This window comes from Phytopseudomonas flavescens, assembly GCF_900100535.1.
Taxonomy (GTDB): Bacteria; Pseudomonadota; Gammaproteobacteria; order Pseudomonadales; family Pseudomonadaceae; genus Aquipseudomonas; species Aquipseudomonas flavescens.
This window is the reverse complement of the sequence record NZ_FNDG01000002.1, coordinates 315,159-328,302: the sequence shown is the minus strand read 5'-3', so window position 1 is coordinate 328,302 and position 13,144 is coordinate 315,159. Positions and strand designations below refer to the sequence as shown.

Sequence of the window (13,144 nt, the reverse complement as noted above, 5' to 3'; positions counted from 1 at the left end):
TCGGAGAATGCGACTCAGGGCGAGTCGAGCAGTTCCTCGTGGTCGTGTTCGATGCGCAAACGTACGTGCACGGCGGCGAATGCTTCGTTCTGCACCAGTTCCACCAGCGATTCCTTGACCAGTTCAAGAATCGCCATGAAGGTGACCACGACCCCCAGGCGCCCTTCCTCGGCCGTGAACAGCTCGACGAAGGGCACGAACTCGCCGCCTCTGAGGCGCTCCAGCACCTCGCTCATGCGCTCGCGGGTCGACAACGCCTCGCGGCTGACCTGATGGCTCTCGAACATGTCGGCGCGGCGCAGCACCTCGGCCATGGACACCAGCAACTCCTGCAGGCTGACCTGCGGCAGCAGCTTGCGCGCCCGCGCATCGGGCGCCTCGACCTGCGGAACGCTAAGGTCACGGCCGACCCTGGGCAAGGTGTCGATGCCTTCGGCCGCCGCCTTGAAACGCTCGTACTCCAGCAGCCGGCGGATCAGTTCGGCACGCGGATCGTCCTCCTCCGCTTCGGCTTGCGAGGAGCGCGGCAGGAGCATGCGCGACTTGATCTCGGCGAGCATGGCGGCCATCACCAGGTATTCGGCGGCCAGCTCCAGGCGCACGCTGTGCATCAACTCGACATAGCCCATGTACTGGCGGGTGATCTCCGCCACGGGAATATCCAGCACGTCGATGTTCTGTTTGCGAATCAGGTAGAGCAGCAGGTCCAGCGGGCCTTCGAAGGCTTCGAGAAACACCTCCAGGGCGTCCGGCGGAATGTACAGATCCACCGGCAGTTCGGTGAGCGCCTGCCCATAGACCAGGGCAAAGGGCAGTTCCTGTTGAGCACCGGCCTGGCTGTCGACCTGTTCGGCAGGGGCGGACATCGGTTCAGCGCCGCTCGGCAAAGGGTGACGGATCGCCACAGCCAACGCGAATCACCTCGGGCTCGTCATCCACCAGGCTGATGACCGTGGAGGCTTCCAGACCGCCGAAACCGCCGTCGATGATCAGATCCACCTGATGCTCGAGGATCTGGCGCATTTCGTAGGGATCGCTCATGGGCAGATCCTCGCCGGGCAGGATCAGGCTGACACTCATCATCGTCTCGCCCAGTTCCTCCAGCAGCGCCGACGCGATCGGATGATTGGGCACGCGCAGGCCGATGGTGCGGCGCTTGGGATGCAGCAGCATGCGCGGCACTTCCCGGGTGGCGTTGAGAATGAAGGTGTAGGGACCCGGCGTGTGGTTCTTGAGCAGGCGAAAGGCGGCGGTGTCCACCTTGGCGAAGCTGCTGAGCTGCGACAGGTCGCGGCACACCAGGGTAAAGTTGTGTTTGTCATCGAGTTGGCGCAGGCGGCGAATGCGCTCCAGCGCACTCTTGGCGCCCATCACGCACCCCACCGCGTAGGACGAGTCGGTGGGATAGACCACCACACCGCCGTTACGGATGATTTCGACCGCCTGCTTGATCAGGCGGGCCTGTGGACTCTCCGGGTGGATCTGGAAAAACTGGCTCATGGCAACGGGCTCTCAAACGGCATCGACAGACGGGGCGCAGGCGAACCGCGTCCAGATGGGGGACAGGTCAGCGGGCAGGGGCCGGCACAACCCCAGCTCCGACCAGTCGCCAGGCGCGTGGAAATCGCTGCCGATACTGGCCAGCAGACCGAACTCGCGCGCCAGGATCGCCAGGCCACCGACCTGCTCCGCAGGCTGCATGCCGTTGACCACTTCCAACGCATGACCACCAGCCGCCGCAAAGGCGGTCACCAGCTTGCGCCGCTTGCTGCGGGTGAAATCGTATTGCCAGGGATGGGCCAGGCTGATCCATGCGTTGGACTGGCGCAGGGTCTCGAGCGTTTCATCTAACGTCGGCCAATGCTGCTTGACGTCGCCCAGTTTGCCAGAGCCCAGCCACTTGCGGAACGCATCGGCACGGTCCTTGACGTAACCGCCGCGCACCAGGAATTCGGCGAAATGCGGACGCGCCGGCGCGTTGCCGCTTTCGCCCTGAGCCTGTTGAATGGCCCGCGCACCTTGCAGCGCGCCATCCATGCCCTTGAGCGCCAGGCGCCGGGAAATCTCTTCGGCGCGCAGCCAGCGCCCCTGATGCAAGTCGGCGATCGCCTGGCGCAATGCCGGCGCTTCACGGTCGAAGGCATAACCCAGCACATGGATGGTCGCACCGCCCCAGGTGCAGGACAGCTCGATGCCATTGACCAGCCGCACCCCCAGCGCACTGGCCGCCGCGCAGGCCTCGTCGAGCCCCTCGAGGGTATCGTGGTCGGTGAGTGCCAGCATGCGCACGCCGCGTCCGTGCGCACGGGCGACCACCTCGGCAGGCGACAGGGCGCCATCCGAGGCGGTGCTGTGACAATGGAGATCAACCTGCATAAGGGGCGCTTTCCCGATGATTCATGTTTGTTATTATGCCCCGGCCAGCGGATTCTTGCTGGCACTGCACAGCGTTGCCGCCCGATGTTTCCGCACACAAGGATCGACATGCTCTACGCCATCATCGCCACCGACGTGGAAAACTCCCTGGACCGCCGCCTCTCCGTGCGCCCCGCTCATCTGGCGCGGCTGGAACAGTTGAAAAGCGAAGGCCGGCTGATCCTCGCCGGCCCACACCCGGCCATCGACAGCAACGATCCCGGCCCGGCAGGTTTCACCGGCAGCCTGGTGGTCGCCGAATTCGAGTCGCTGCACGCCGCGCGCGCCTGGGCCGATGCCGACCCTTACCACGACGCCGGCGTCTACGCCGAGGTGGTGGTCAAGCCGTTCAAGCACGTGCTGCCGTGACCAGGAGTCGTCACCTCTTACCATGAGCAATCTGCTGCTGATCGACGACGACGTCGAACTCTGTGACCTGCTGGCCAGTTGGCTGACCCAGGAAGGCTTCCAGGTCACCGCCTGCCACGACGGCCAGAGTGCCCGCCAGGCACTCGCCCGCAACGCCCCTGATGCCGTGGTACTGGATGTGATGCTGCCAGACGGCAGCGGCCTCGAGCTGCTCAAGCAGCTACGCAGCGAACACCCCGAACTGCCCGTGCTGATGCTGTCGGCTCGCGGCGAGCCGCTGGATAGGATCCTCGGCCTGGAACTGGGGGCCGACGATTACCTGGCCAAACCCTGCGACCCGCGCGAGCTGACCGCCCGCCTGCGTGCCGTGCTGCGCCGCAGCCTGCCACCGGCGACGTCCAGCCAACTGGAACTGGGCGACCTGCGTTTCAGCCCGGCCCGCGGTGTGGCGGCGCTTGGCGAAGACGGCCAGGAGATCGTCCTGACCCTGTCCGAGAGCCGGGTCCTCGAAGCACTGCTCAGGCAGCCCGGCGAGCCGGTGGACAAGCAGGTGCTCGCGCAGCTGGCCCTGGGTCGCAAGTTGACCCTTTACGACCGCAGCCTGGATATGCACGTCAGCAACCTGCGCAAGAAGATCGGCCCGCACCCGGACGGACGACCACGCATCATCGCTCTGCGCAGCCGCGGTTACTACTACGCGATCTGACGGCCTGTGCAAAGTCTCGCGAGCCAGAACCAAGGATGGCCTGACAGGACACTATGGGTCCGAAGCCGCCTTTCGTAGGGTGGACGACGCTTCATCCGTCCACCAACCTAGCGATCGCAATGGTGGATGAAAAGAGCGTCATCCACCCTACATGCTGCGCCTGGCCTGACCGGCAACAAAGTGGCCGAAGCGGTCATCGGCGCAGTATCTGTGGGAGCGGGCGGGGACGCCCAGTCCATGCCCGCGATTTCTCGCGCGCATGGCGCGCTCCCACAGTGGATCGGCGAACGGCCGCTACCGCCTTGTTGCGGTCGCACCTGTTACGTCTGCAGGCGGCACGCAGCAGATCATGAACAGGTTCTGAGCGATTTACACAGCCCGGCGTCTCTTTACCCTGCCTTTACCTTGGCTGACCGCGCATTACCTTGAAGGCCCTAATCTGGGCACATCCGGCAACTGGCCGGTTTCGAGACAAGGAGATACACCATGCGCAAGACCATGACCGCCCTGCTCCTCGCCATGACCCTGCCGACCCTGGCAATGGCTGCTCCTGGTGGTGACCATCGCCCCGATGGTGATCGCGGCCCGCGGTTCTTCCATGAGCTGGATCTGAGCAAGGACCAGGAGCGCCAGGTACACAAGCTGATGGAGGAACAGAGACGCGACAACCGCGAACTCACCCAGCGCTACCTGGACAAGCTGCCGGCCGCCGACAAGCAGGCCCTGCAAACCGAGCGCAAGGCATCCCGTGACAAGCAGCAGGCCGCCATTCGCGCTCTACTGACACCGCAACAGCAGAAGACTTTCGATGAGCAGGAAGCCAAGATGAAGGAGCGCAGGGCCGACCGCGAAGCCTTCGAGGCCTGGAAAGCCGAGCACAAGAAAGCCAACTGATTTCAACGATCCGCCGCCTGGCCGCCAGGCGGCACCTATCATCCGCCTGCGCCACTCACCTGGCGCAGGCTTCTGGCGTTTTCAGGAGTTCATGTGCGTTCAATGTTCTGGCGGATTCTCGGCAGTTTCTGGCTGGCGATCGCCCTGGTGGCAGGCCTGTCCATGCTGCTTGGCCGCGCCCTGAATCAGGACGCCTGGATTCTCAATCAGCACCCCGGCCTGGAAAACCTGCCCGCCCAATGGGCCCAGGCCTACGAGAACGACGGTGCACGCGCCGCGCAGGACGTGCTGGAACAGCGCAAGCGACACTTTCGCATCGACACCCAGGTCTTGACGGAAACCGGCCAGCCCGTGGTTCGCGGCACCTTCCCGCCCCGTGCCGCCGCCTTCGAGGAACGCAACGAGGGCGAACGCCGCCTACCCTGGCGACGCCTGACCACCGACTACACCAGCCCAATGAGCGGCGAAACCTACCTGTTCATCTACCGCATCCCACACCCGGAACTGGACGCCTGGCACCGTGGCAGCCTGCTCTGGCCGCTGAGTGCGCTGGGTATCGCGCTGGTGGTACTGACCCTGTTCAGCCTGCTGTTGACGCTGTCCATCACACGCCCGCTGAATCGCCTGCGCGGCGCGGTACACGACCTTGGGCAGACCGCCTACCAGCAGAACAGCCTGGCACGCCTGGCCAGCCGCGGTGACGAGTTCGGCGTGCTGGCCAACGACTTCAACCGCATGGGCGCGCGCCTGCAGGATCTGATCGGCAGCCAGCGCCAGTTGTTGCGTGACGTCTCCCACGAGCTGCGTTCGCCGCTCGCCCGGCTGCGTATCGCCCTGGCGCTGGCGGAACGCGCCGAGGCGGCCGAACGGGAGAAACTATGGCCACGGCTGATTCGCGAATGCGACCGCCTGGAAGACCTGATCAGTGAAATCCTCGCCCTCGCCCGTCTCGATGCCGAACCCGGCTCGGCGCAGAGCATCGAACTGGCGCAACTCGTCGGCAAGCTGCGCGAGGACGTGAAGCTCAGCCACCCCGAACAGCAACTGGACGTCAGCCTGCAGCCGGGCATGCATTTGCAGGGCTGGCCGGCCATGCTCGAGCGGGCGCTGGATAACCTGCTGCGCAATGCCCTGCGCTTCAATCCCAGCGGGCAACCCATCGAATTGAACTTCGTACGCCGCGGCCACGAGGTGCATCTGGAAGTCCGCGATCACGGCCCCGGTGTCGCCGATCAGCACCTGGCCCAGCTCGGCGAACCCTTCTTCCGCGCTCCCGGCCAGAGCGCCGCCGGTCACGGCCTCGGCCTGGCCATCGCACGCAGGGCCGCAGAGCGCCATGGCGGCCGTCTGCAACTCGACAACCACCCGAGCGGCGGCTTCAGCGCCAAGCTGATTCTGCCGCTGGAGGCGGCGGTTTGACGCCTAACACGTGAGCCTGCTTGGTGGCGGTCATTCGGGGCTCACCGTGGCAGCGGGCCGTGCCCGTGATTCGCGCGCATGGCGCGCTCCCACACAAGCAGGCCACCCTCCATTGTCGATGGCTGCCAGGCTCCTGCGTGGCCACGCGCGGTACTGGACGCGGAACGTGGCAACGATCTCATCGTCTGTCTCAAGGCCTCCAGACGGCACTCTTCACATCGACCCGTTTGGGCAGCAGGCGGTTTTCCAGAAACAGGTCGGCGGTACGTTGCTGGGCGGCGATGATCTCGTCGCTGAGCGCAATGGGCGGCGACGCCGGGCGATGGCTGAAGGTGCGTTCGATCACCGCTTCGGGCAAGCCCATGAAACGCGACAGCAGGCGGATGCTGGCAACCTTGTCGTCGCGGGTCAGCGCCTCGGCGCGGCCCAGCTCGTCGAGCAGTTTCGCGATGAATGCCGGGTTGGCCTGCGCATAGGGCCGCGCGGCGAGGAAAAACGGGCCGAGCAGGCCGAGATCCTCGCCATTGGCCAGCAGGCGCGCCTTGCCTTGCAGCTCGATGGCTGAATAGAACGGGTCCCAGATGGCCCAGGCATCCACACTGCCGCGTTCGAAGGCCGCGCGGGCGTCCGCCGGCGCCAGGTACGTCGGCTGGATATCGGCGAAACTCAGGCCTTCACGCCGCAGTGCGCGCAGGAGCAGGTTGTGCGCACTGGAGCCCTTCTGCAACGCCACCTTGCGGCCCTTGAGTTGCTTCACCGAGTGGATCGGGCTGTCCTTCGCCACCAGAATCGCTTCGGCCCGGGGCTTGGGCGGCTCGGCGGCGATGTACAGCAGATCGGCACCGGCTGCCTGGGCGAAGAGCGGCGGAATATCGCCGGTGGCGCCGATGTCCAGGCTGCCGATGTTCAGCGCTTCGAGCATCTGCGGGCCCGCCGGGAACTCGATCCACTGCACCTTGGTGTCGGCGAAGCGCTGTTCCAGCAGGCCGTGCTCCTTGGCCAGCACCAGACTGACCGAGCCTTTCTGATAGCCGATGCGCAAGGTCTGCGGGTCGGCATGTGCAGCCTGGGCAAGACCGAGCAGCGCCAGTGCGGCAACCGCTAACTTCATACCTTTCATGCTCACTCCTGCCAGTCGGTCGACGGTTTTTCCCAGAGGTTGATGCCGCCCTCGACGGCGTAACGGTCGATCTCCGCCAGTTCCTCGGCGCTGAACGCCAGGTTGTCCAGCGCCGCGACGTTCTCGATGATCTGCTCCGGCTTGCTCGCGCCGATCAGCGCCGAGGTGACCCGCGGATCGCGCAACGTCCAGGCCAGCGCCAACTGCGCCAGACTCTGGCCGCGACGTTGGGCGATTTCGTTGAGGGCGCGGGCACGAGCAATGTTGTCGTCGGACAGATGCTCGGGCCGCAGTGACGCGCCACCCGGGCGATTGACCCGGGCGTCGGCGGGAATGCCATCGAGGTACTTGTCACTGAGCAGCCCCTGGGCCAGCGCGGTGAACACGATCACCCCGGCGCCCTCCTCCTCGGTCGCCGTCAGCAGATCCTTCTCGATCCAACGATTGAACAGGTTGTAGGCCGGCTGATGGATCAGCAGCGGCACGTTGCGCGCCCGTAACAACGCGGCGATTTCCTGGGTCTTGCCCGCCGAATAGGAGGAGATGCCGATGTACAGCGCCTTGCCCTGCTCGACGATGCTGGCCAGTGCCCCGGCGGTTTCTTCCAGCGGCGTGTGCGGGTCGAAGCGGTGCGAATAGAAGATGTCGACGTAGTCCACGCCGAGGCGCTGCAGGCTCTGATCGAGGCTGGAAATCAGGTACTTGCGCGAACTGCCGCCCTGCCCGTAGGGGCCGGGCCACATGTCCCAGCCGGCCTTGGTGGAGATGATCAGCTCATCACGGTACTGCCTGAAATCCTCACGCAGCAAACGGCCGAAATTGCTCTCGGCGCTGCCATAGGGCGGCCCATAGTTGTTGGCCAGATCGAAGTGATTGATCCCCAGATCGAACGCCGTACGCAGCAGCGCGCGCTGGGTGTCGATGGGCGTGGCGTCACCGAAGTTATGCCACAGGCCCAGAGACAGGGCCGGCAGCACCAGGCCACTGCGGCCGACGCGGCGGTACGGGACACGCTCGTAGCGCTGCGGGTTGGCGATGTAGGTCATCAGAGGTTCTCCATCAGGGAATGAGTGCCGGTTGCGCAGCGGGCAGGTGGTACCACTCGAGGCCCACGGCGCTGCGATGCTTGAAACCATGCCAGTAGCTGTGATCGGCCTGCTGGCGGCCCTCGCCGTCCAGCGACCATGTGCCGTCGATGGCCAGTGGCGTCAGATCGAGATAGGCCTTTCTGTCCAGCCCCTTGAGCTGCTGGTCGAGAAACGCCAGAACGAAATGCTGGTTGATGTTGTTGATCCGCGCACTGTCCCACACCGGCTCCGCATAGGCGGAGAAATCGTCGGGATGACTGCTGGCGGCAGGCGGTGGCGGATTCGGCGCCACGTTATGGCGTGCATTTTGATAGACCAGCAGATAGCGCTCGGCATTCACCGCGCCGTCTACCAGGCGCCTGATACCGTCGCGATAACCGGAGACGTCATCCTGGTCACCGGCGACGAACAGGCTCGGCACCCGCAGGCCAGCCAGGCCGGCCTGATCGAAGATGCCCTGCCGCCCGCCCCAGGGCGCGAACAGCACCAACGCCTTGATCCGTGTATCTCGGCCACCCTCGTAAACGTTGTTTCCGGCACGTCGCGACTCGAGCGCGGAGCCCGGCACCAGGCTGCTGGCCACCGCGCTGACTCCGGCGCCGGCGGCATTCAATGCGCCGTAGCCGCCCATGGAGTAACCCAGCAAAGCGCTGCGCTGCACGTCCAGATGCCCGGCCAGGAAGCTGTCACTGCCAGCCTCGCTCAAGGCGCTCAACTGCTGGAGCACGAACAGATCGTCCAGCGGGCGATTGAGCAGTGTGCTGGCGAAGCCGGCCTTGTCCGCCCGGGTCGACTCCGGGTGGTCGATGGCCGCCACCACGTAGCCGTGGGAGGCCAGGTGCTCGGTCAGGTAGCTCATCTGCAGACGCGAGCCCGGGTAGCCGTGGGAGACGATGACCAGCGGGTAACGGCCCTCGCTGGCCGGCGCGTTGCGCAACGCCCGGCCCTGGAACTCGAACGGCGTGTTGGGCCGCCTGGGGTCGTTGGCACCGGCACCCAGCACGTCGCGGTAGGTGGTCAGCTCCTGTTGTCCGGCCGGCAGTTGCGCGGGATACCAGATTTCCAGGCGCAGCCTTCGCTCGTAACGTGGCGCGGGATTCCTGGCATCGATGGACAGCACGTCGAGTTGATCGCGGTTTACCAGCTCAAGGGTACGTACCCCCACATGATACTCGCCGCGCGCGGCAAGCTCGGGGGCGTCGGGGCGGGCGTCGCCATACAGCGCGAACGCGCTGCCGGGAACCCCGAGGGCGAACAGACAGGCGAGGACGAGTTTCATCGATTTTCCTGTGCGAAGAAACGGTTCTGCGGCGCATTCAGGCCCAGGTGATCGCGCAGGGTACGGCCTTGGTACTCGCGGCGGAACAGCCCCCGGCGCTGCAGTTCGGGCACCACCTGCGTGGCGAAATCTTCCAGACCGGCAGGCAGATGCGGTACCAGCACGTTGAAGCCGTCGGCGCCGCGCTCCTCGAACCAGGCCTGTAGTTCATCGGCGATCTGCGTGGGCGTGCCGATCAGGCTGTAATGCCCGCGCCCGCCAGCGATACGCCGCCCCAGTTGCGCCAGGGTCAGGTTCTCCGCCCCTGCCAGCTCGGTCAGCAGTTTCTGCCGGCTCTGCTGACCATTCTCGGTCAGCGGCAGCTCCGGCAGCGGACCATCGGCCGGGTAGCCGGACAGATCGAAGTTGCCCAGCATGCGCCCCAGCAGCGCGATGCCGACCTGTGGTTCGACCAGGTCCTGGAAACGCTCGAATTTCTCGCGGGCTTCGCCCTCGCTCTGACCGACCACCACGAACACGCCGGGCATGATCTTCAGCGAATCCTCGCGGCGCCCGAAGCCGTGCAACCGACCCTTGAGATCGGCATAGAACGCCTGGGCCTTGGCCAGCGAGGTCTGCGCCGTGAAGACCACTTCGGCGGTCTCTGCGGCGAGCTGCCGACCGGTTTCCGAGGAGCCCGCCTGAACGATCACCGGTCTGCCCTGGGGCGAGCGGGCCACGTTCAGCGGCCCGCGTACCTTGAAGTGCTCTCCCTGATGGTCGAGCACATGCAGTTTGGCCGGATCGAAGAACTGGCCGCTTGCCTTGTCGTGCAGGAAGGCGTCATCCGCCCAGCTGTCCCAGAGCCCGGTGACCACATCATGGAACTCCCGCGCGCGGGCATAGCGCTCGGCGTGGGGAATGTGCGCGTCGCGGCCGAAGTTGTAGGCCTCGGCGGCGGCGTCCGAGGTCACCAGGTTCCAGCCCGCGCGACCACCGGAGAGCTGGTCGAGGGAGGCGAACTTGCGGGCCACGTGATAGGGCTCGTTGTAGCTGGTGGTCACCGTGCTGATCAGGCCGATGCGCTCGGTCACCGCGCTCAGCGCAGAAAGCAGCGTCAGCGGTTCGAAATGCGCCGAGCGCGGCATCCGGCTGGCGATGGCATCGGTCGGTGCGGCCACGCTGTCGGCCACGAACAGCGCGTCGAAGCAGGCCGCTTCGGCGATCTGCGCAGTACGTTTGTACACCGAGAAATCCAGCGGATCGGCTGGTACATCCGGATGGCGCCAGGCAGCGACGTGGTGCCCGGTGGCCATGAGAAAGGCACCAAGGCTGAGCCGGCGGGTGGATCGAGTCATGATGAATCCCTGGGTGAATGCATGACCGCCCTGCCGTTCTGTCGGCTCGGGCGGGTTGCGCACGCGAGACAGGCGCACCGACTGCTTGGGCGCACCTGACTTGCATCAAAAGTCTTTACGTAACTGCACACCGAAATAGCGTTGATCGTCACGGGGCGCCATACGATAGATATGGTTACCGCCCGAGGCCAACAGGGTGGAGTAGGACTTGTCGGTGAGGTTCTTCGCCAACAGCGCCACACGCCAGCCATCGTTGTAGTTGGCCAGGGCCACGCTGGCATTCCAGATGCCGTAGGCGCTCTGGGTGGTGCCTGGGTTCTGGTCGAGGCTGTACTGCACCTTGTCCTGCCAGCTGTAGTCCGAGCTCAGTTCCACGTCCAGGCCGTTGTCCAGCGGGATGCTGTAGTCGGCACGCACGTAGCTCTTCCAGTCCGGCGTGAACGGCAATGGCGAGCCATCGATATCGCAGGTTGCCGCAGCGCCCGGCGGGCACTGGAAGCTGTCGACCCGCGCCTTGGTGTAGGCAACGGCACCGGACAGTTTCAGCTGACGAGTGGCCTGCAGGCTGTAGTCCAGCTCGACGCCCTGGGTCTTGACGCTGCCAGCGTTGATCAGGCGGGTGACCACCTGATTGGCCACGGTGTCGAAGAAGTTGGCCTGGTAGTTATCGTAATCGGTGTGGAATACCGCGAGGTTGGTGATCAGGCGGTTGTTCCAGGCGGTGCTCTTCAGGCCGATTTCGTACGAATCCGAGGTCTCCGGTTTCAGCGCCTCGGTATCGCGCGGCTGCATGTTGAAGAACACGTTGTAGGCTGGCCCCTTGTAACCACGCGAGTAGGTGGCGTAGCCCATCAGGTTGTCGGTGAAGTCGTACTGACCGCCGATACGGCCGGTCCAGCCATCTTCATCGACCGAACCGGAGCTGCGCGTCGCTGGCTGGATGCCGGTGACTGCCGTGGCCGATGTGGAGGCGCGACGGTGATCGTACTCGACGTCGTCATGGGTCCAGCGCAGACCGAGGATGCCGCGCAAATCATCGGTGAAATGGAAGGTGTTCTCGCCAAACACCGCGTAGCTGTCGTTGGTCACGCTGTAATCGGCACGGCCGTTGTTGGTAACGCCGCCGTTGATCGATTCACGGCGATAGACCTCATCCGAACGGCCATGCATGTAGAAGGCGCCCACCACGTATTCGAGAAATTCGCCTTTTGGCGAAGCCAGGCGCAGCTCCTGAGAATACTGGTCGTAGCGTACGTCGCCCTTGTCGTGAGAGGCAGTGGTCGGCAGTTGGGCACTGCGGTCGCCATCCTGGTACTGGGTGTTGTCCCAGCCGCGCCAGGCAGTGATCGAGGTCAGCGTGAAATCACCCAGGCTCCAGTCGGCCTGCCCGGACAAGCCGGTATTGGTGTCCTCGACGTGGGTCTTGTAGTCGCTGTTGATCTTGCTGTTGTGCTCGCTCGGCCGCAAACCGGCGGCCAGGGCCGGCGCGGTGGTCGAGACGATGATGCCGCTGGGAATGGTGTCTTCGCCTTCCAGGTAATCACCGATCAGGGTGAATGTGAAATCCTCGTTGGGCTCGAACTGCAGCTTGCCACGCACGCCCTTGCGGTCGTAACCGTTGACGTCATGGCCATTGGCGACATTCTCGACGTTGCCGTCGTAGCGGCCCCACAGGGTACTCAGCGACCCCTTGAGGGTGTCGGTCAACCGGCCGCCGATGCCGAAGCGCAGGCGGTTTTCGTTGCCACCACCGAAGTGCGAGTAATCCACATAACCGCGGGTCTCCTCGGGCGCCTCACGGGTAACGATGTTGAGGACGCCAGCCGAGGCGTTCTTGCCGAACAAGGTGCCTTGAGGGCCACGCAGCACCTCGATGCGCTCGAGATCGAGCAGGTCCAGGGTCGACTGACCCGGCCGGCCGAACACCACGCCGTCGACCACCGTCGCCACCGTCGGCTCGACACCCGGCGAGGTGGAGATGGTGCCCACACCGCGAATGAACAGCGAGGTGTCCTTGTTCGATGCACCTGAGCGGAAGTTCAGGGTAGGCACCTGCTGCACGATGCTGGCGACGCCGTTGCGATTGTCACGTTCGAGCTGCTCGCCATCGACCACCGACACGGCGACCGGCACGTCCTGCAGGGATTGCTCGCGGCGGGTCGCGGTGACCGTCACGGCTTTCAACGAGGTGGCGGCGGGCTCGCTTGGCTCGGCCGCCCAGAGCGGTGCGGCCCCGGAAGCGAGCACCACGGCGACCGCCAGTGGGTGGAGGGAAATCGAACCACGGAGGCGGCGCGCACTGCGGGCGGCCGGCAAAAATGCGTTATGCATGGCGTTCACTGCCTGATTGACCGAGTGATGCTCGCCCCATGGCGAGCGTACTGCACACAGTCGTCAACGGATCTCGCTCGTGCGAGTGGCAGTCATGCGACAAGGGTGCGATGCGCTGTTAGCGCTAACAGGGCAAAGTGTGGAGAGGCCCCCAGAGATCGTCAAATACTAAAAAATGCTTTTTAT

At 65.0% G+C, this 13,144-nt stretch carries 12 protein-coding genes; 4 read left to right on the top strand and 8 right to left on the bottom strand.

Going from position 1 to position 13,144, the window contains the following annotated elements; translation table 11 throughout:
- Positions 1-14 precede the first annotated feature (14 nt).
- From BLR94_RS03635 to BLR94_RS03625, 3 genes are read right to left on the bottom strand one after another with little or no spacing between them, the layout of a single operon-like run.
- Positions 15-866 (bottom strand): segregation and condensation protein A, encoded by an 852-nt coding sequence (locus BLR94_RS03635; protein WP_084303212.1) that lies wholly within the window; start codon positions 864-866, stop codon positions 15-17.
- A 4-nt stretch (positions 867-870) separates the two neighbouring features.
- Positions 871-1,500 (bottom strand): L-threonylcarbamoyladenylate synthase, encoded by a 630-nt coding sequence (locus BLR94_RS03630; protein WP_084303213.1) that lies wholly within the window; start codon positions 1,498-1,500, stop codon positions 871-873.
- Between the two features lie 12 nt (positions 1,501-1,512).
- Entirely contained in the window at positions 1,513-2,376 is an 864-nt protein-coding gene (locus tag BLR94_RS03625; RefSeq protein WP_084303214.1) for a PHP domain-containing protein, read from the bottom strand.
- Between the two features lie 108 nt (positions 2,377-2,484).
- Between BLR94_RS03625 and BLR94_RS03620 the strand changes: the two genes are divergently transcribed.
- The 4 genes from BLR94_RS03620 (at position 2,485) to BLR94_RS03605 (ending at position 5,803) form a co-directional block, all read left to right on the top strand.
- Complete coding sequence (locus BLR94_RS03620; protein ID WP_084303215.1) at positions 2,485-2,784, top strand: YciI family protein; 300 nt, start codon at positions 2,485-2,487, stop codon at positions 2,782-2,784.
- Between the two features lie 22 nt (positions 2,785-2,806).
- Positions 2,807-3,490, top strand: a complete 684-nt coding sequence (locus BLR94_RS03615; protein WP_084303216.1) for a response regulator transcription factor — start codon at positions 2,807-2,809, stop codon at positions 3,488-3,490.
- Positions 3,491-3,976: 486 nt separating this feature from the next.
- Positions 3,977-4,384, top strand: a complete 408-nt coding sequence (locus BLR94_RS03610; protein ID WP_084303217.1) for a Spy/CpxP family protein refolding chaperone — start codon at positions 3,977-3,979, stop codon at positions 4,382-4,384.
- Between the two features lie 93 nt (positions 4,385-4,477).
- Positions 4,478-5,803 carry a sensor histidine kinase gene (locus BLR94_RS03605; RefSeq protein WP_084303218.1) on the top strand — a complete coding sequence of 442 codons (1,326 nt, stop codon included), beginning with the start codon at positions 4,478-4,480 and terminating at the stop codon, positions 5,801-5,803.
- A 190-nt stretch (positions 5,804-5,993) separates the two neighbouring features.
- On the opposite strand, the gene BLR94_RS03600 is transcribed toward BLR94_RS03605, so the two are convergent.
- From BLR94_RS03600 to BLR94_RS03580, 5 genes are all read right to left on the bottom strand, one after another.
- A complete protein-coding gene (locus BLR94_RS03600; RefSeq protein ID WP_084303219.1) occupies positions 5,994-6,923 on the bottom strand; it encodes an aliphatic sulfonate ABC transporter substrate-binding protein in 930 nt (309 codons plus the stop codon).
- A gap of 2 nt (positions 6,924-6,925) precedes the next feature.
- Positions 6,926-7,969, bottom strand: coding sequence for an L-glyceraldehyde 3-phosphate reductase (mgrA, locus tag BLR94_RS03595; RefSeq protein WP_084303220.1), 1,044 nt, complete (start codon positions 7,967-7,969; stop codon positions 6,926-6,928).
- A 13-nt stretch (positions 7,970-7,982) separates the two neighbouring features.
- Positions 7,983-9,290 carry an alpha/beta hydrolase family protein gene (locus BLR94_RS03590; protein WP_084303221.1) on the bottom strand — a complete coding sequence of 436 codons (1,308 nt, stop codon included), beginning with the start codon at positions 9,288-9,290 and terminating at the stop codon, positions 7,983-7,985.
- Positions 9,287-10,627 carry an LLM class flavin-dependent oxidoreductase gene (locus BLR94_RS03585; protein ID WP_084303222.1) on the bottom strand — a complete coding sequence of 447 codons (1,341 nt, stop codon included), beginning with the start codon at positions 10,625-10,627 and terminating at the stop codon, positions 9,287-9,289. Before BLR94_RS03585 ends, BLR94_RS03590 begins: the two co-directional genes overlap by 4 nt.
- Before the next feature lie 105 nt (positions 10,628-10,732).
- Complete coding sequence (locus tag BLR94_RS03580) at positions 10,733-12,958, bottom strand: TonB-dependent receptor (protein WP_084303223.1); 2,226 nt, start codon at positions 12,956-12,958, stop codon at positions 10,733-10,735.
- Positions 12,959-13,144: the final 186 nt, after the last annotated feature.

What these genes read in the sequence shown, in the direction of transcription:
- BLR94_RS03615 (WP_084303216.1), top strand. Translation starts at nt 2,807, where the DNA reads ATGAGCAATCTGCTGCTGATCGACGACGACGTCGAACTCTGTGACCTG.
- BLR94_RS03630 (WP_084303213.1), bottom strand. Translation starts at nt 1,500, where the DNA reads ATGAGCCAGTTTTTCCAGATCCACCCGGAGAGTCCACAGGCCCGCCTG.
- BLR94_RS03625 (WP_084303214.1), bottom strand. Translation starts at nt 2,376, where the DNA reads ATGCAGGTTGATCTCCATTGTCACAGCACCGCCTCGGATGGCGCCCTG.
- mgrA (WP_084303220.1), bottom strand. Translation starts at nt 7,969, where the DNA reads ATGACCTACATCGCCAACCCGCAGCGCTACGAGCGTGTCCCGTACCGC.
- BLR94_RS03600 (WP_084303219.1), bottom strand. Translation starts at nt 6,923, where the DNA reads ATGAAAGGTATGAAGTTAGCGGTTGCCGCACTGGCGCTGCTCGGTCTT.
- BLR94_RS03585 (WP_084303222.1), bottom strand. Translation starts at nt 10,627, where the DNA reads ATGACTCGATCCACCCGCCGGCTCAGCCTTGGTGCCTTTCTCATGGCC.
- BLR94_RS03580 (WP_084303223.1), bottom strand. Translation starts at nt 12,958, where the DNA reads ATGCATAACGCATTTTTGCCGGCCGCCCGCAGTGCGCGCCGCCTCCGT.
- BLR94_RS03610 (WP_084303217.1), top strand. Translation starts at nt 3,977, where the DNA reads ATGCGCAAGACCATGACCGCCCTGCTCCTCGCCATGACCCTGCCGACC.
- BLR94_RS03635 (WP_084303212.1), bottom strand. Translation starts at nt 866, where the DNA reads ATGTCCGCCCCTGCCGAACAGGTCGACAGCCAGGCCGGTGCTCAACAG.
- BLR94_RS03620 (WP_084303215.1), top strand. Translation starts at nt 2,485, where the DNA reads ATGCTCTACGCCATCATCGCCACCGACGTGGAAAACTCCCTGGACCGC.
- BLR94_RS03590 (WP_084303221.1), bottom strand. Translation starts at nt 9,290, where the DNA reads ATGAAACTCGTCCTCGCCTGTCTGTTCGCCCTCGGGGTTCCCGGCAGC.